The sequence below is a fragment of the Algoriphagus ornithinivorans genome, assembly GCF_900115305.1.
Classification (GTDB): domain Bacteria; phylum Bacteroidota; class Bacteroidia; order Cytophagales; family Cyclobacteriaceae; genus Algoriphagus; species Algoriphagus ornithinivorans.
Genome location: NZ_FOVW01000003.1, coordinates 118922 through 135872, shown reverse-complemented (window position 1 = coordinate 135872; position 16951 = coordinate 118922). Strand labels below are relative to the sequence as shown.

Here is a 16951-nt window from a genome sequence, read left to right as displayed (position 1 = left end):
CTGCCGCAGGCAGGGATTCCATATGGCCTTTAAAAACAAATTATAATCGTATGAAAAAGCTCTTCTTTTCTTTTTTCTTGTCTTTGTTTTTTATAGCTGCTTTTGCACAAAAAACAGACCTGCAATTAAACCTGGAGGTAAATGAAACTTACTTCCAAAAATCCAACACCTCCATGTCAATTGCCCAAAATGTGCAGGGTATGGAAATGGATATCGAAATGAATTTGATCGGGGAATTAAGTTTCAAAGTAGTTGACTTCAAGGATGGAGTCTATGACATGGAAGTACAATACAATTCCATGGAAATGGATATGAAAATGCCGATGGGAGGAATGAGGTTGAAAAGTGGAGATGACTCTAATCCCATGTCCAAGATGTTTACCAACATAGTTAGGGTCCCTTTTAACTTGAAAATGAATCAATTGGGAAGGATTCAGGAAATGAGTGGTTTTGAAAACCTCTATGAAAAGATGTTTTCTGATTTTCCTGGAATGAGTCCTGAGCAAATGGCGCAAATGAAGGAGCAAGTTTCAGGTACTTTTGGAGAAGAAAGCCTGAGAGGAAATCTTGAAATGATTTTAGCTATTTATCCAGCTCAGCAAGTAGCAGTAGGGGATAATTGGAACATTGAAAGTGAGCTCAATTCCTCCATCAATGCTTTAGTCAATACCCAATATACCTATCTGGGTTCGGATGATGCTCACCATAGAATATCGGGAGAAGCAAGCCTAACGAGTAACCCAGTTCCTATGGAAATGCAAGGAATGACTGTTCGCTCTGAAATGAATGGGAAGGTTAAATCTGACATTTTAGTGGACAAAATAACCGGCTGGGTATATGAAGCAAAAGTGTCTCAAGAGGTGGAAGGTACCACGATTATGGAAGCAAATCCTCAAATGCCCGATGGAATGCGAATTCCTATGAAAATGAAGGCTGAAATGGTTTTTTCAAATAAATAAGAAATCAATATAATGCACAAGGCAAGGTTTGTTGACCTTGCCTTTTTTTTTAGGGAGTTTTACGGTTCTTTAAAATCCTACAAGCTCCAAATATTTCCTACCTCTGATGGAGGCATACATCCTCGGTATTCTCCCGGAATTGGATCATAGCTCAGGACATTTTTACCAATCTCTTCCGAACTGAAATAAGCCCAAAGTACAGTAGATTTCAATCCTCGGTAGAATCCCACTGGTTCTCGAGGTCCCACCGCACCTCCCCAGACAGTTTTAGGGAATTTTGGAGAATTTGCCTCATGCTCTTTGAAGCAATTTGCTTTGTCTTCTGCCGAAAGCTCGGCGAAGACTTTACCATATTTTGTCTTGCAATCAGCATTGAATTTTTCAATGTCCGCAACAACCTGATTTTGCCCTGCCTCATCATAAGTTTTAGCATACATCAGATCTATGAACACATCTGCCTTCACATCTAATCCTCCCGGAGTTTCGGTTTTTGGCAAAAGGAAATCCACAAAAGAAGATATAAATCTGGCTTGATCTTCACTCAAAAATTGAGGAGTCCAAGTCAATCGATCTGTTTTGGCACAAGCTTGAAGTAGGCTAATCAAGGTAGGTGCTCCAGCCGCTGCTCCCAATGCCAAAGCTGATTTTTTTAGTGCGTCGCGTCTATTCATGGCTTAGAGATTAAGTTTTTTGAGTTCAGATACGGCATGATTAGCAGCCCGAGCGGTTAGTGCCATGTAGGTTAAAGATGGATTGACACAGGAGGAAGAAGTCATGCAAGCCCCATCCGTAACATAAACATTTGCGCAACCATGTACCTGATTGTTTCCATTGAGTACTGAAGTTTTTGGATCTCTCCCCATTCTTGCCGTTCCCATTTCATGGATGCCGAAGCCCATTTCGTGTTTATTGTCAAACTCCATCACATCCTTCAATCCAGCACGTTCCAGCATTTCTTTGGCGTCCTGTCGAGCCTGATCATTTAGCGCCAATTCATTGGCTTTCCATTCTGCATCAATAGATAGTGTTGGCTGTCCCCATTTATCCAAGACATCTTTATTGAGATACACTTGATTTTCATGATAGGGAAGACATTCTGAAAATCCGGTTATGAAAAACTCCCAAGGACCGGGTTTCATCAAGCCGTCTTTGAAATCTCCTCCAAAAGCCTCCTGATTGCTTCCTGCTCCCCAGCCGGATCTTCCTCCACCACCTTGGAAACCAAATCCTCGCACAAACTTGTCGGATTGAGGGCCATCTTTGAGGTTAACATAGCGGGGAATATAGATTCCATTCGGTCTACGACCTTTGTAATATTGATCTTCAAAACCTTCCACGGTTCCCATTGCACCTACCCGATAGGTATGATCCATCAGGTTATGCCCGAGTTCTCCGCTGTCATTTCCCAAGCCATTTGGAAAACGATTAGAAGTAGAGTTCATCAAAATCTGGGTGGTGCTTAAGGTAGAGGCATTGACAAAAATGATTTTAGCCTTGTACACAATCTCCTCGCTTGTTTCCGCATCAATGATTCTTACACCTGAAGCTTTTCCTTTTTGCTCATCATAAACTACCGACTGAACAATGGAAAAAGGCCGAATGGTTAGGTTACCTGTTGCATTAGCTGCAGGGAGAGTAACCGCATTACTTGAAAAATAGGCTCCATAAGGGCAGCCCCGATCGCATCGATTTCGGAATTGACATTTGCCTCTGCCGTTCAAAGGCTCAGTCAGATGGGCTACCCGCCCAATAATAAGATTTCTCCCATTGAAATCCTGTTCAATTCTTTCCTTGACGTGTTTTTCTACACAGTTCAACTCCATCGGAGGTAAAAAGTGAGAATCTGGTAATTGCGGAAGTCCCAAAGCTTCGCCACTGATCCCCGCAAATTTCTCTACATAGGTATACCAAGGGGCTATATCTTTATAGCGTATGGGCCAATCAACTCCATGTCCGTCTTTGGCATTGGCATCAAAATCAAGATCTGACCACCTATAGGTCTGTTTTCCCCAAAGCAGGGATCTGCCTCCCATTTGGTGAGCACGAACCCACAGAAATGGCTTTACTTCGGTGTATGGGTTTTCGAGGTCATTGGCATGAAAGTGTTCGTTGAAAGCTCCAATAAATCCGGATCTTCCGCCTTTAGGATGTTTAGCTTTCTGCTCTGGAGTTAATCCACCTCGAAGTTCATGCTCCCAAGGATCTAATGTCATGGTGGGGTAATCCACCACGTGTTCTACGATACGTCCCCGCTCTAGTACGAGGGTTTTGAGCCCTGCTTCGCAAAGTTCTTTTGCAGCCCAGCCTCCGCTGATTCCTGAGCCGATGACGATAGCATCATAGGTCAGGTCTTTATCTGCATCGATATTAAAATTGGCCATTTACAATAGGTTTATTCAACCTAAGTTTAGCCAATTTTTTGGTAAAAACAGAGTTAATTTTAAAAGGGATGATGAGGGAAGACTATTTTTGTTTAGTCCACTCTACGGTTCTTCCAAGCATAGAAAACCCAACATATCCTCTCACTTCAAGAACTTCCGGGTTTTTCAAATTCATTACGCAGGAATAGGTTTTGCCATTTTTGGGATCATAAATCGTCCCGTCTTCCCAAGATCCATCATCGTAAACAAATCCTTTTAAAAGTTTCATACCCATGACAGGTTGGTTTCTCAAGGACTTATCTGCATTGTTTTTATCCAATTTAGGTTTTCCATTTTCGGTAGGCTCTTGCAGCCATACGATTTTGCCGAAATACTTACCATTTTCTTTGTAAATCTCAATTCTGGCGTCTTTTTCGGTATTATTCCAAACACCCAAAATTGCATCTGCATTTTGTGCTTGAAGAGAAAGTGAGGTAAAAAGGATTAGGAAAAGACTTGCAAACAGGGTTTTCATAAATATGATTATTGGTGATTTTCTTGAAGTAACGAAGTTTTGAGGACTTGGTTTGATTCGAAAATAGAAAAAATTTGAATTATAATACAGATCGCCCCTTTGGGGCTCTGGTTGGTTCATTTTATTAGAACCCCAAATTGAATTTGGGCCCGCCTGCACGGCAGGGTTTTTAAAGTGCGCGCCTTCAGCGCTTTTCTGGCTATTTCAAAAATTTATATCAAGTTCTATTTTAAGAGGATAGTGCCAAAGGCACGTTCTGTTGCAGCCCAGAATTCAATTCTGGGTAATTGGTGACGTTGTCCTGTCCAGAGTGCCAAAGGCACGATCTGTATTAAAAATATTTCATACGTTTAATCAATAAGAATTTAGTAAAATTTCACAAATTTTTTTAGTTTACATTTTTAAAACGCATAATTTTTAATCCTATGCCTCAATCTCTAGCCAAGGTCTATCTCCATTGTGTTTTTTCTACCAAGAATAGAATACCCATGATTTCTGAAGAATTCCGACCAAATGCCCAAGCTTATTTTGTACAAGTTGGATCAAATTTGGGCAGTTTCAGTGAAGAGATTTTCATAATGCCAGATCATATTCATTGGCTTTGTACACTTCCAAGAACAATTACTATTGCGGAATTAATCAAAAACCTGAAAATATCTACCTCAATAAAATTCAAGGAAATTATCAGAAGGGATTTCGAGTGGCAAAAGGGATATGGAATCTTTTCAGTTAGCCAATCAAAACTGGGAATTGTAAAAAATTATATCCAAAATCAGAAAGAGCATCATCAAAAAATCGATTTTAAAACAGAATACCGAAGATTTCTAAAAGAATATCAGATTGAATTTGATGAGAAATATGTTTGGGATTGATGTACAATACAGATCGCCCCGTTGGGGCTCTGAGTTGGTTCATTTTATTAGGACCCCAAATTGAATTTGGGGTTTATATAGGACGCACCGTTGGTGCTTAGGCAAGAAATTACTTTGAGTAGGCCTTGAAACCTTTGAGGAATTAATGCCAAAGGCATTTCTTGTACTAGCCCAGAATTCAATTCTGGGCAATAATCATAGGTTACATTACCAAGAGTGCCAACGGCACGATCTGTATTAAATCAGTCCTGACGACCCTGTTGGGATTCTGGTATATGTGTTTACATCAAGGCCCCAAATTGAATTTGGGCCCGTCTGCATGGCAAGGTTTTTAAAGAGCTCGCCTTCAGCGCTTTTCTGCCTATTTCAAAAATTTATATCAAGTTCTATTTAAAGAGGATAGTGCCAACGGCACGTCCTTTCCAAGCCCTGCCTTCGGCAGGCAGGCCAGAATTCAATTCTGGGTAATTGGTGAAGTTGTCCTGTCCAGAGTGCCAACGGCCTGCCTTAGCAGGTCAGGCAGGCACGATCTGTATTATAGAAAATGAAAAATTTATCGCCCTTAATATTATCTCTATTATTCATGGCTTGACCTTGATTTTTATGCTAATCTATCGAGCGATAAAAAATGGAGAAGAGGCGTTTTTGACAGATAAAACAGCTAACTTAATTATCTGAAATCCTGTACATTAACTAAATCATCGAAGATATGAAAACTGCAATAATATTACCCCTTTTGATTTTTGTGGTTTTTTCTTGCAATGGTCAAGATAGCCCCAAGCAAGTTAGAAAAGTGGGTGGTCCGTGCGAAGGCTGTGAAGCCCTTATGGAATTTGGGGATCAAAAACTCAATTCGGTGGATACGCTTCCGGGCTTTCTTCAGAACAACCCAAAATTGATGCTGACTGGAACCGTGTACCAACAAGATGGAAAAACTCCTGCAAAGGATGTGATTTTATACATCTATCACACTAACCGGGAGGGTATCTATGAAAAAAAGGGAGACGAAAAGGGCTGGGCAAGAAGACATGGACATATCAGAGGTTGGGTAAAAACTAGTTCAGACGGGCGTTATTCATTTTTTACATTTAGACCTGCTCCTTATCCTGGAGGAGAGGAGGTTGAACACATCCACATTACAGTCAAAGAGCCAAGCACCATTCCTTACTACATTGATGATTTTATTTTCCTCGATGACCCACTTTTAACAGAAGAGGAAAAAAGAAAAAGACCCCAAAGAGGTGGCTCAGGTATTTTTCTACCAAAGTTGGCAAATGGGATATTGACAATTAATCGTGATATCATTTTGGGTAAGAATATTCCTGATTATTAACATCAGACTTGCTGTAGAATTCAAGCTTCTAAGGTTGAGCAGTTGCCCCCTCAGGATTTTTCCCCTATTTTTCCACCTATGAAAAAATCTGCCTGTATCATCATCTTGGCTATTCTGCCTATTTTGACATTTGCTCAACAAAAACTCAGTAAAGAGGAGAAAAAGCTTCTGGAACTAGTTGACAAAAACTACCAAGAGACTGTTGCTTTATTAGAAGAGGTATTAAACATCAATTCGGGTTCGCTCAATAAAGAAGGCGTGCGAGAAGTAGGCCGTGTTTTCGCCCGTGAATTTGAAAAAATCGGCTTTCAGACTGAATGGGTGGAAGTTCCTGCTGAAGTAAACCGAGCAGGGCATTTTGTGGCTACCCGAAAAGGTTCTAAGGGTAAAAAACTATTTTTAATAGGTCATTTGGATACAGTGTTCGAGAAAGACATGCCCTTCACTCCCTTCACCTGGCTCAATGACAGCACTGCAACTGGGCAGGGCGCCAATGATATGAAAGGTGGCGATGTGCTGGTTTTTGCAAGTTTGAAGGCGCTCCATGAACTCGGACTATTGGAAGATCGAACCGTGACCGTGTATTTTATGGGAGATGAGGAGAGTTCTGGTGACAATGAGCTTTCAAGAAGAGATTTCATTGAGCGTTCCAAGTCTCATGATATCGCTTTAGGCTACGAAACAGCTCAGGGTTTCAACTCAGTGACAGTAGCCAGAAGAGGCTCCAGCGGTTGGACCTTAAAGACTACAGGCCGTCAAAGCCACTCCAGCGGAGTTTTTGGACAATATGCTGGATATGGTGCTATTTATGAAGCTTCTAGGATTCTAAATGAATTCCGGGAAGCACTTGCTGAAGAAAAGTACCTAACCTTCAATCCGGGTCAGTTTATTGGGGGTTCGGATATTTCTTACGATTCAGAAACTGGAAAAGGAGAAGCTTTGGGCAAAACCAACATCGTTGCTCGAGAGGCTTTTGTAACTGGTGATTTGAGATTTTTGGGTGAAGCTCAAAAAGAAGCTGCAAGAGCCAAAATGCGGGAAATCGTAGCTAAAAATCTTCATCAAACGGATGCTGAAATAACTTTTCGTGATGGCATCCCTTCAATGACTCCGAGACCTGAAAATTATGAATTAGCGGCTGTGTTGAATAAGGTAAGTTTGGATATGGGATTGGGGGAAGTGAAACCCGGTGATCCAGGAAGCAGAGGTGCTGCTGACATAGCTTATGTGGCTGATATTTTACCAGGATTGGATGGCTTGGGAGCTTCAGGTTCAGGAGCTCATGCACCTGGAGAAACCATCAATATGAAACAGTTTCCCTTACTAATTAAAAGAAACACGCTCCTTTTGTATCGATTGACTAGATAAACTCATGAAGAGATTTTTATCCCTTGCCGCCTTAGCAGCTACTCTTGTTTCCTGCGAAAGCAATTCCCCTGAAATTACAGAAACTGAAGCCATGAAACCTCAAAAAATTGTTGTCTATCAGGTTTTTACCCGACTTTTTGGCAATACCAATACGAACAACAAACCTTGGGGAACCAAGGAAGAAAATGGAGTTGGGAAGTTCAATGACTTCACAGATACCGCTTTGGAAGAAATCAAAAAGCTTGGGGTGTCCCATATCTGGTACACGGGAGTCCCGCATCATGGCGTGATCGGGGATTTTCCAGAGATAGGGGTGAGTTCGGACGATCCGGATGTGATCAAAGGGCGCGCAGGTTCACCCTATGCCGTACGGGATTACTATCAGGTCAATCCTGATCTGGCGGTGGATGTGACCAAGCGTATGGAGGAATTTGAAGCGCTGATCGCCCGAACGCACAAGCATGGAATGAAGGTAATCATAGACATCGTACCCAATCATGTATCGCGCCATTATGAAGGGAAAAATAATCCCGAAGGAGTGAAAGATTTTGGAGCGGATGATGATACATCTGTAGAATATGCCAGAGACAACAACTTCTATTATATCCCGGGAGAAGCCTTTCAGGTACCCGAACCCAAAAATGGCTATCAACCACTTGGTGGGAAAAAGCATCCCTTGGCTGACGGGAAATTCGATGAAGTACCTGCCAAATGGACAGGCAACGGTTCCCGATTGGCTCAGCCTGACTTCTATGACTGGTATGAAACGGTCAAAATCAATTATGGAATCAAACCAGATGGCAGCAAAGATTTTGAAGAATTGCCTGCTGGAGCGGATTCCTTGGACTGGAAAAAGCACTATGAATTCTGGCAGGGAAAAGAGGTGCCGGACTCGTGGAGAAAATTCAAGGACATTACTCAGTTTTGGTTGGGTAAAGGAGTCGATGGATTCCGCTTCGATATGGCAGAAATGGTGCCTGTGGAGTTTTGGTCTTATTTGAATTCCCATATAAAAAATACCGAGCCGGATGCTTTTTTGATGGCAGAGGTCTATCAGCCTGCCTTGTATCGGGATTACCTTTTCAATGGAAAAATGGATTACCTCTACGATAAAGTAGAGCTCTATGATACCTTGAAAAACATCATGTACGGGCATGGTTCTACGGATTATCTCCCTGCGATTTTTGAATCCCAGCGTGATATAGAGCATCACATGCTTCACTTCTTGGAAAATCATGACGAGCAGCGCATCGCCAGTCCGGAATTTGCCGGGAACCCTTGGAAAGCCATGCCTGCAATGGTGGTTTCTGCGACGGTTTCTACTTCTCCTACTATGATTTATTTCGGACAGGAGGTTGGCGAACCAGGAGCAGAAGATGCAGGTTTTGGCGATCCAAGTCGTACCTCCATTTTTGACTACATCGGGGTACCGCAGCATCAGAAATGGATGAATGGAGGGAAGTTTGACGGAGGGCAACTATCTGAAAATGAAAAAGCACTACGAAACTACTACTCTGAAGTGCTCAACTTCACCAGAAACAGTCCGGCGTTGATGGGAGAGTATATGGAGTTGCATTCCTTCAACCGATCCCAAAACCCAGCCTATACCAACAAAGCCTTCGCTTTTGCCCGCTGGGATAAGAGCCAAAAGCTGATTGTGGTGACCAACTTCGATGAATTCCAATCGGTCAAGACAACGCTTAAACTTTCTCCGGAACTGCTCAAGGCTTGGAAACTAGAAAAAGGCGAAAGAGAGCTCAAAGAGGTGATGTTTGGGAAAAAGAAGACCGTGCTTCGTGTGACTGACACAGGGGCTGAAATTGACTTGGATTTTGGGCCATGGGAGTCGGCAGTGTTTGAGGTGAAGTAAAAATGTGAACCCCGAAGAACACGAAGAAACGCAAAGGATTAGATTTCATTTCTATGCAGCTTTCCAACTTTGCAGGGATTCTACCCCCTGCCGAAAAGTCAAGTCCGGAAAAATAAGGTTATTATCAACTCCCAAATATCCGATGAACTCTAGAATTAGATAATAGTCACCTTCGATGATTCTTCACTTTTCACTCACCTCCAAACCGATAAGAAATCCCAAATTGAACCGCAAGATTTCTATATCGAATTTCATCTTGAATTTTATAAGCAATAGATGCTGCCAGCAAACTGGTCCAATAGTCATGAGGATGGTCAGAACGAAGATAGGTGGCTGAAAGGTTCATATTGAACTTTTTAGACAGCGAGTAGGCTACTTTGGTTTCGAGTCCATAAGCAAATTCCCGTAAGCTAGTCGGCACTGGTCCATCTACAGGAAATGGCCTGAGTGGAATGGCTGTGGTCTCTGAAATCTGATAGGTCCAAGAATAAAAAGGAAACTCCATGTTATTTATCCCTGCCAAGCCAGTAAATCGAACCTCCAGGCGATGAATAGGCAAACGATACCCTATTCCCAAATAAAAAAGATTAGCGCGATAAGGGTCGCTTTCCAATCTTCCCGGAACTTCAAATGGCACTCCATTTAAATCAATTTCGGATTTAAAATTGGCATCGTAATAGATTTGTTGTGGACGGGTATCTATGGAATGTTTGGTTTTAAGATAATTTAGGCTAATAAATACCGAAGAAGTGAGATGATAGCTCAGGTTTAGTCCCAGACTGTATCCCAGTTGTGCTTGGCCTCCTTCATTTTTGAGAAATCCCTGAAATCTCTCCGGACTAGAGCCTGGCGGGACAGGTTCCAAGGATGGAGTGATAGAAATTTCCTTAAAATGACCAACCGGTACAGCCAGTCCACCGGAAAAACCGAATTCGATTTTTTCAAAGAATTTCTGTTGTGAAAAAGCTTCCGCTGATAAGATTGAAAGTATAATAAACAATAGAGGAGCCTTATTCATTTTTTATCAATCTAGATTCCAAAACCAAATCCTCACCTATTCTTACTCTGACAAGGTAATCTCCCTTTGGAAGATCATGTATATCCACTTTTTCATCAGCGGCAACCTTAAATTCAAGAATTTTACTGCTTTTATATAGTGGGATGATCTCCAAATCCATGGGGCCTTTATAGTCGCTCTTGATGCTGATGCTTGAACTACTCGGATTAGGGTAAAGGCTAAAGTTACCATAATTGTAATAGGTCACATTTCTCACAGCCAAGGTATCATTGCTGGAGCTTCGCGCATATATTCGAAATGAAACGTAGTTACCAGATTGCATTGTGAAATGCATCTGATTGGTATGTGCCCAAAAAGGAAGATTTCCTTGGTATCTCTCCCAAACAAAATTATTTATCCCCGTCATAGATAGATAGGTGGATATATTTCCTGAAGGTACCTGATTTCCATTTCCCAAAGTAGATTCGTTGAGTTGGACGTGGTATAGGTCCCTGATATGTTTATCGCAGGGACAATAATCGTAATAATCTGTTCTTTTGGGGGAATTCCTGAACAACCAGAAACAGTGACTTTAACCTGTGTAGTACCAAAGGAATCACCCTGTAGGGAAACAGACGCTCCATTGGTAGCCGAGGTAAACGACACTATTCCGGGAGGCCCTATTATGGACCAAGAATAGGTAGCCCCCGGCTTTGATAGTAATGAAATGGGTTTTATCTGACCTTTTGGAACGTAGTACTCAGTTTTTAATTTTCCTAAATAAACATAATATTTGTCAGGTTCAGTTTTGCTGGCATTATTGAGTTCATACCAGGTGGAATTGAAGTTATGCCTGATTACCGGACTTTCAGTACCGTACTTTGAAATAAATTTAGGGTTGAAAATGGTATTTCGATCTCTAACCAAGGAATGAAACCCAGGACTTGACCCATATACTTGAGTTACGACGTCTATATTCGAGAGACTTTGACCACAGACTTGCACATAGAGTGGAGAATCCCGAAAGTATGTTTCTGTGGGACCACCCCCCGATTGAGTATATTGAGTTTTTACGTTTACGATTCCAGGATTAGTTGAATTCAAGGAAGTTCCTTGTATAAACCCTTCTTCCCAATATGCTGCTGCAAATCCATGGCAAATAAAATCTCCACAATTGGAGGAAAGTCGTTGGGTACCAAATTGGCTACCAATTTTCCAAAATCCATCGTCTCCGCAGCTCTGGGAAACACCTTCTAATGCAACGAAAAATGATAGGCAAAAGAAAATTAATTTTTTCATGTGATGTAATTCTCTTAAACCTAATGTCTGTAATTTTAGTATCAAACTTTCAGTTAATTTTTTTTTTAGTTTTTCTTATTAGCCATTTTACTTATAATCACTAAAATTGATATTATAATTACTCCTTCAGGGACAATATTCATAAAATGAACAAGCACCACGAAACTACTACTCCGAAGTGCTGAACTTCACCAGAAACAGCTCCGCACTGATGGGAGAATATTTGGAATTACATTCTTTCAACCGTCAACAAAATCCAGCATACACAGATAAAGCCTTCGCTTTTGCCCGATGGGATGAAAGTCAGAAGCTGATTGTGGTGACCAATTTTGATGAATTCCAATCGGTGAAAACGACACTTAAACTATCTCCGGAACTGTTCAAGGCTTGGAACTTGGAACCCGGCGAAAGGGAGATCAAAGAGCTGATGTTTGGGAAGAAAAGGACTACGCTTCGAGTAACGGATGAAGGGGCTGAAATTGATTTGGATTTTGGGCCATGGGAGTCTGCGGTTTTTGAGGTGAGGTGATTGTATCCCGCAGGTTTGCTCAGAAAAGATTCAGATTTACTTTTTGGTAATTTCCGATCTCATAAATCTGGGCCAAAATCCTTTTAATCCAAAACCTAAATAATTTTTTATCTAAAGCAATTAATAATATGGATAGAATAAAAATGACTTTTCAAATCATTTTTACCAATTGGGTTCATCTTCTTGGATTTTATTTTACAACTTATTTAAGCTTTATCCTTTTTAGTATTTTAAGACTAGAAGGCTTTGCAGGGGAGAATTGGAATGTAATCTTGTTTTTTAGTCCTCTGGCAATCCCAATTCTTTTCTTTACCTATGGGCTTTTCATTATTGGAGGATTTTATATTTCAATTTGCCTCTTAGATACCCTTGCCTTCAATTTTATCAAAGAAAAAACTTGGACTATTTTATTTCTTGAATGGATTATGATCATTCCAATTTTTATAATGTGGGCGTTTGAATACGAATATTGGCTTTGGCTGACATTGATATTATCATTTCTAGTAACCCAGAGGATTCGAAAAAATTCGATTGAAAAAATCAAAAATCGCTTTTGCTCTTTTTAAAAAATGTTTTTATTATTTTTTCCAGCTTCTTAATTATTTAATTCTCCTCTATCCAATACAACTCCAAATTCAAAAAGTTATCCCTCCGCTGATTCTTCGCTTTTCACTCACCCCAAACCGATAAGAAATCTCAAATTGAACGGCAAGATTTCTGTATAGAATTTAGTATTGAATTTTAACCACAGGAATTTCTATGCGCTTCAATTTATCATGAGAAAATAGATTGTGGAGGTTTTAAATTTTGGCACCAAGCTTCCTGCTTGATTCAGTCTGTCTAATCTGACCTAAATCACTTAGATTAACTTAGAGGTCTTTCGAATTAAATATTCTTTTTTCATATTTACGAGAGTTTTTAATCCTTCTATGCCCCGAAAGAAAAATTCAGATTTTTGGTCCTGGATCATCGTTGTTTTATTTTTTCTCTTAGTTGGTATTGGTCTTTTTCTTTCGACATTTCAAAAGAAGATCAATCGGAGTTTAGGTGAGTACACCAGAAGCGCCCCTCCTTTTAGAGAGGAACTGAAGTTGCAGCACGTTTTTAGAAATTTCCCAGTAGGCATTTTGGGAATAGATGTCAGTCAATATCAAGGCAGGATCAATTTTGCCGGGCTCCAATTGCAACTTGAAAATCAACGTGTACAATTTGTTTTTGTGAGAGCTACAATGGGCGAAGACGGGATAGATGCAAGATTCCAACAGAATTGGAAAGGCTTTTCTAATTTACCTGTGAAAAGAGGGGCTTATCATTATTACCGCCCAAATGAAAATAGTAGTAAGCAAGCTCAAAACTTCATCAGAAATACCAAGCTTGTTAAAGGGGATTTGATTCCTGTGCTGGATATTGAAAAGCACAGTACTATCCAGCCCAAGGAAAAATTAAGAGAGGGTCTGAAGAATTGGTTAAAAATCGTGGAGGCTCATTACAAGGTAAAACCCATGATTTATACTGGAGATAAGTTTTTCTGGGATGTACTGCACAATCAGGGATTTGATCAATATCCAATTTGGGTTGCTAATTATAATCGAGTTCAAGAGCCTCAAACCCGCGGGTGGTTGATTTGGCAGTTTACAGAGAAGGGAAGCCTTCCAGGTATTGGGGAACGAATTGATCTCAATATTTGGAGAGGAGATCAAACTGACTTGGAACAGATGATTATACCCTAAAATAAAATTTGATATATAATTCATCTAAAAGCAGGATGGATAACCTAATCCAACTTTCTAGCAATCTCTACCGCCTCATACCCTATCCGATGAGTATTCACATACAGGGAATCTCCTTCTGTAGCTTCAAAAGGCTCGGTGTATATCTTCCAAGTCTCGCTGCTTGATTTTCTCCAACCATCAAGGCTGAAGGAGTTGGGTAAGTTAAAGTGACCTTGCCTTCGGAGAAACTTACCTCAGCTTCGGCAGCGAGCGGAGGAATTTTTACTCCATTCCATACGGCTTTGACAATTTTCATTTCGTTGAGCGTGCCCTTGTCACCAATTTGATCCCTTTTTTCCTTTAGGCATCGCTTCGTTAAACTATTTCACTTTTTATTCAATAACGAATAATCTAAATTTATGTGGCTAGTAATTTAGATTGCCTATTGTTTTCGGTAATTTCTTTGAATCTATTTATCTCAATACTCTTTAAATGAAAAATCTTTTTCTTCTGCTTTTATTCTTTGGCTTTATGCTTCAATCTTCCTTTTCCCAGGAAAATCCACCTCAAAGAATCTCCTTGTCTGTAAGTGCAGGCCCTGCCTTTCCAGTGGGTGTATTCGGAGGAAATAATATGGAAGAGGCTGCGATTTATTTTCCAGATTCCAGCATACCCAATCTTGCAAGTATTTCAAAGGATAGCAATGGATTTGCAAAAGTTGGCTATTCTATTCACGGAACTCTTAATTATCATTTCGCCAGTCACTTTTATGTATTTCTTAGATCAGGTGTTACAAACAATCCGATCTCTGTTACCGAAATGGAAGATTTCGTCAATGATCTTTACGGATTGGATTTTCGCTTTTCTCATGAAAATAACAACATGCTATCAATCGCTCCCGGATTGGGATATTTCTTGAAAAAAGGAAGTTGGGAATATCGAACGGGAATATTTCTAGGCTACGGACAGATCAACTACCCTTATTACGAGATGGTTAGGGTAGTGGGTAATGAAACTCTAACATGGGCACATGCCGGCTCTAGACCCAGTTTATCCTCTATTACCGTAGGAGGAAATCTGCAAGTATCCAGGGCTATTGGTAAATTTCAATTAGGCTTGGAAGTAAGTTATCAACGGGCTGATTTTGATTACTCTATATTTCCCCGTACAAGTCCCGGAGGTAGTCAATCTGTAACCTACGAGGATACAATTAAGGTCCGAACCTTGAATTTTGGACTTTTCTTATTGTATCCTCTGCTTGGACATGAAAAATAAACCATGTGAATATATTTCACAGAAAAACGAACTAATTATTTCCCATTAGTTCACTATTTGCCTAATTTTTTCAATCCCTATTATTCAATTTTATAGAAACCTCCACCGCCTCATACCCGATCCGATGGGTATTTACATACAGGGAATCTCCTGCTGTAGCTTCAAAAGGCTCGGTGTATATCTTCCAAGCCTCCCCATTGGACTTTCTCCAGCCGATCAGAGCTGAAGGTGTAGGGCAAGTAAGAGTAACCATTCCTTCGGAGAAACTTACCTCAGCTTTGGCAGTGATTGGTGGATTCTCGGCTCCATTCCACATAGTCTTCACCATTTCCATTTCGTCGATTGCTCCTTGATCCCCGTATTTTGTGATCCAGTCCTGGTGGGCTTTGCGTAGCTCAGCAAGCTTTTCAGCGTAGTCCGGATTGCCTGCCAGATTGGTGAATTCCCAAGGATCGCTTTGGGTATCGTACAGTTCTTCCTCGGGCTTGCTTTGGGCAAACCAGCGGGCTTGATTTTCATTTAGTTCTCCTTGCTTATTCAGTTCCAAAAGGTGACCCATCAAGGGGTTTTGAAGTCGATATTGAATATTCTGATAATTGGGCTTCTCGGGCATGTAATTTCGGATGTATTTAAATCTCCCGTCTGAAACCGCTCTAACCCGATCATACTCGCTGTCCATCCGATCCCTAGCCGCATAGACATACTTTCGGGGCTCTGCTTTTTGGGCTCCCAAGAAAGCTTGCCCTTGCATGGATTCAGGGATTTGAACTCCTGCAAGAGAAAGTAAGGTTGGCCCAAAGTCCACAAAGCTGACCAGTTCATCGGTTTTCGTCCCGCCTTCCAGCCAAGGGGCTTTGACCAAAAGCGGCACTTTCAGCCCCCGATCATACAATTCCCGCTTGAAATAGGGCATCCCGTCCCCGTGGTCGGAATAGAAGAAAATAATAGTATTCTCATACAAACCATCTTCTTTCAGTTGCGTAATCACCTCTCCTACTTGGGCATCCATCCGCATCACATTGGTGATAAATCTGGCTAAAGTCCGACGGGTCAGGGAATCATCCGGATAGACAGGGGGCACGGTCACATCCTTAGGATCTACCAATAGGATGTCCTGACCTTCTCTAGCCCAAACCTGAGATTCATGGGTAGTCATAAAATTGAAAATGGAGAAGAAGGGTTGATTGGGATCTTTTCGATTTCTCCAGTGGGCATTTCGGCTGCTTTCATCCCACATCATGACAGGTGTTTGAAATTGATAATCTTCTTTGACATTATTGCTTACATAATATCCAGCCATACGTAAATGAACTGGATAAGGCCACATTCCTTCAGGGAGTACTGTCGAATAACTTTTAAACCCTGGAGGGTAGGCATCTAAGGCGTTGGCTGACATTCCGGTGGTTCGCATATGCTGTGCTCCGATGGAAGTCTGGTAAGCTCCGGTGATCAAAGCTGCCCTACTGGGAGCACAGACTCCTGCCGTTGAAAAGGCATTTTGGTATTGTAAGGATTCGGCTGCCAGAGCGTTCAAGTTGGGCGTTTTTCCACCTGTTCCTCCATAGCTTTCCAGATGCTCGGGAGACATATCTTCGACGACGATCCAGACAATATTGGGACGTTCGGGATAGGTGATTTGGCTGGGTTCGGAGGATTGTTTCTGACAGGAGAAAAGAACAGAACTGATCAGGATGAGGAAGAAAAGCTTTTGCATGACAGAAGTATTTATCTTCATAAGATAAGCTTTTCCGATAAATTTTTAGCCTGCATCAGAGTAGGTCGGAAAGTCAAAGACTGGCAGCTCAAGAAAAAGCAAAGTCTTTGGATGGTTAATTGGATTTT

Annotated in this window: 16 protein-coding genes; 8 read left to right on the top strand and 8 right to left on the bottom strand. The window is 41.1% G+C overall.

The annotated features are described in order from the left end of the window. Positions 1-50: 50 nt before the first annotated feature. Positions 51-959 carry a DUF6263 family protein gene (locus BM073_RS04975; RefSeq protein ID WP_091651310.1) on the top strand — a complete coding sequence of 303 codons (909 nt, stop codon included), beginning with the start codon at positions 51-53 and terminating at the stop codon, positions 957-959. A gap of 77 nt (positions 960-1036) precedes the next feature. On the opposite strand, the gene BM073_RS04970 is transcribed toward BM073_RS04975, so the two are convergent. The 3 genes from BM073_RS04970 to BM073_RS04960 all read right to left on the bottom strand — a co-directional run bounded on the left by BM073_RS04970 (position 1037) and on the right by BM073_RS04960 (position 3854). Continuing rightward, complete coding sequence (locus tag BM073_RS04970; protein ID WP_091651307.1) at positions 1037-1630, bottom strand: gluconate 2-dehydrogenase subunit 3 family protein; 594 nt, start codon at positions 1628-1630, stop codon at positions 1037-1039. A 3-nt stretch (positions 1631-1633) separates the two neighbouring features. After that, positions 1634-3340, bottom strand: coding sequence for a GMC oxidoreductase (locus BM073_RS04965; RefSeq protein WP_091651303.1), 1707 nt, complete (start codon positions 3338-3340; stop codon positions 1634-1636). Between the two features lie 82 nt (positions 3341-3422). Beyond that, on the bottom strand, positions 3423-3854 hold the full coding sequence (locus tag BM073_RS04960) for a DUF2147 domain-containing protein (RefSeq protein ID WP_091652002.1): 432 nt from the start codon (positions 3852-3854) through the stop codon (positions 3423-3425). A 425-nt stretch (positions 3855-4279) separates the two neighbouring features. On the opposite strand from BM073_RS04960, the gene tnpA reads away from it, so the two are divergent. The 4 genes from tnpA (at position 4280) to BM073_RS04940 (ending at position 9297) form a co-directional block, all read left to right on the top strand. Then, a complete protein-coding gene (gene tnpA, locus BM073_RS04955; RefSeq protein ID WP_091651299.1) occupies positions 4280-4726 on the top strand; it encodes an IS200/IS605 family transposase in 447 nt (148 codons plus the stop codon). Between the two features lie 709 nt (positions 4727-5435). Continuing rightward, on the top strand, positions 5436-6059 hold the full coding sequence (locus tag BM073_RS04950; RefSeq protein ID WP_091651297.1) for a dioxygenase family protein: 624 nt from the start codon (positions 5436-5438) through the stop codon (positions 6057-6059). Positions 6060-6137: 78 nt separating this feature from the next. Then, entirely contained in the window at positions 6138-7427 is a 1290-nt protein-coding gene (locus BM073_RS04945) for a M20/M25/M40 family metallo-hydrolase (RefSeq protein WP_091651294.1), read from the top strand. A gap of 4 nt (positions 7428-7431) precedes the next feature. Continuing rightward, complete coding sequence (locus BM073_RS04940) at positions 7432-9297, top strand: alpha-amylase family protein (protein WP_091651290.1); 1866 nt, start codon at positions 7432-7434, stop codon at positions 9295-9297. A 190-nt stretch (positions 9298-9487) separates the two neighbouring features. Here BM073_RS04940 and BM073_RS04935 read toward each other — a convergent pair whose 3' ends face one another. The 3 genes from BM073_RS04935 to BM073_RS04925 form a co-directional block, all read right to left on the bottom strand. Continuing rightward, entirely contained in the window at positions 9488-10315 is an 828-nt protein-coding gene (locus BM073_RS04935; protein WP_091651287.1) for an outer membrane beta-barrel protein, read from the bottom strand. Then, positions 10308-10649, bottom strand: coding sequence for a T9SS type A sorting domain-containing protein (locus BM073_RS04930; protein WP_175557848.1), 342 nt, complete (start codon positions 10647-10649; stop codon positions 10308-10310). The genes BM073_RS04935 and BM073_RS04930 overlap by 8 nt, the downstream gene beginning before the upstream one ends. Before the next feature lie 68 nt (positions 10650-10717). Further along, positions 10718-11593, bottom strand: a complete 876-nt coding sequence (locus BM073_RS04925; RefSeq protein WP_091651282.1) for a hypothetical protein — start codon at positions 11591-11593, stop codon at positions 10718-10720. Between the two features lie 178 nt (positions 11594-11771). Here BM073_RS04925 and BM073_RS04920 point away from each other — a divergent pair, with 178 nt between their 5' ends. Next, positions 11772-12122, top strand: a complete 351-nt coding sequence (locus BM073_RS04920; RefSeq protein WP_139217441.1) for an alpha amylase C-terminal domain-containing protein — start codon at positions 11772-11774, stop codon at positions 12120-12122. A gap of 929 nt (positions 12123-13051) precedes the next feature. Continuing rightward, positions 13052-13852 (top strand): glycoside hydrolase family 25 protein, encoded by an 801-nt coding sequence (locus BM073_RS04910; protein ID WP_091651274.1) that lies wholly within the window; start codon positions 13052-13054, stop codon positions 13850-13852. A 97-nt stretch (positions 13853-13949) separates the two neighbouring features. Here BM073_RS04910 and BM073_RS04905 read toward each other — a convergent pair whose 3' ends face one another. Then, a complete protein-coding gene (locus BM073_RS04905) occupies positions 13950-14150 on the bottom strand; it encodes a hypothetical protein (RefSeq protein ID WP_091651273.1) in 201 nt (66 codons plus the stop codon). 176 nt (positions 14151-14326) lie between these two features. Between BM073_RS04905 and BM073_RS04900 the strand changes: the two genes are divergently transcribed. Further along, a complete protein-coding gene (locus BM073_RS04900) occupies positions 14327-15109 on the top strand; it encodes a hypothetical protein (protein WP_091651272.1) in 783 nt (260 codons plus the stop codon). A 70-nt stretch (positions 15110-15179) separates the two neighbouring features. Here BM073_RS04900 and BM073_RS04895 read toward each other — a convergent pair whose 3' ends face one another. Beyond that, positions 15180-16823 carry a sulfatase family protein gene (locus BM073_RS04895; protein ID WP_091651271.1) on the bottom strand — a complete coding sequence of 548 codons (1644 nt, stop codon included), beginning with the start codon at positions 16821-16823 and terminating at the stop codon, positions 15180-15182. Positions 16824-16951: the final 128 nt, after the last annotated feature.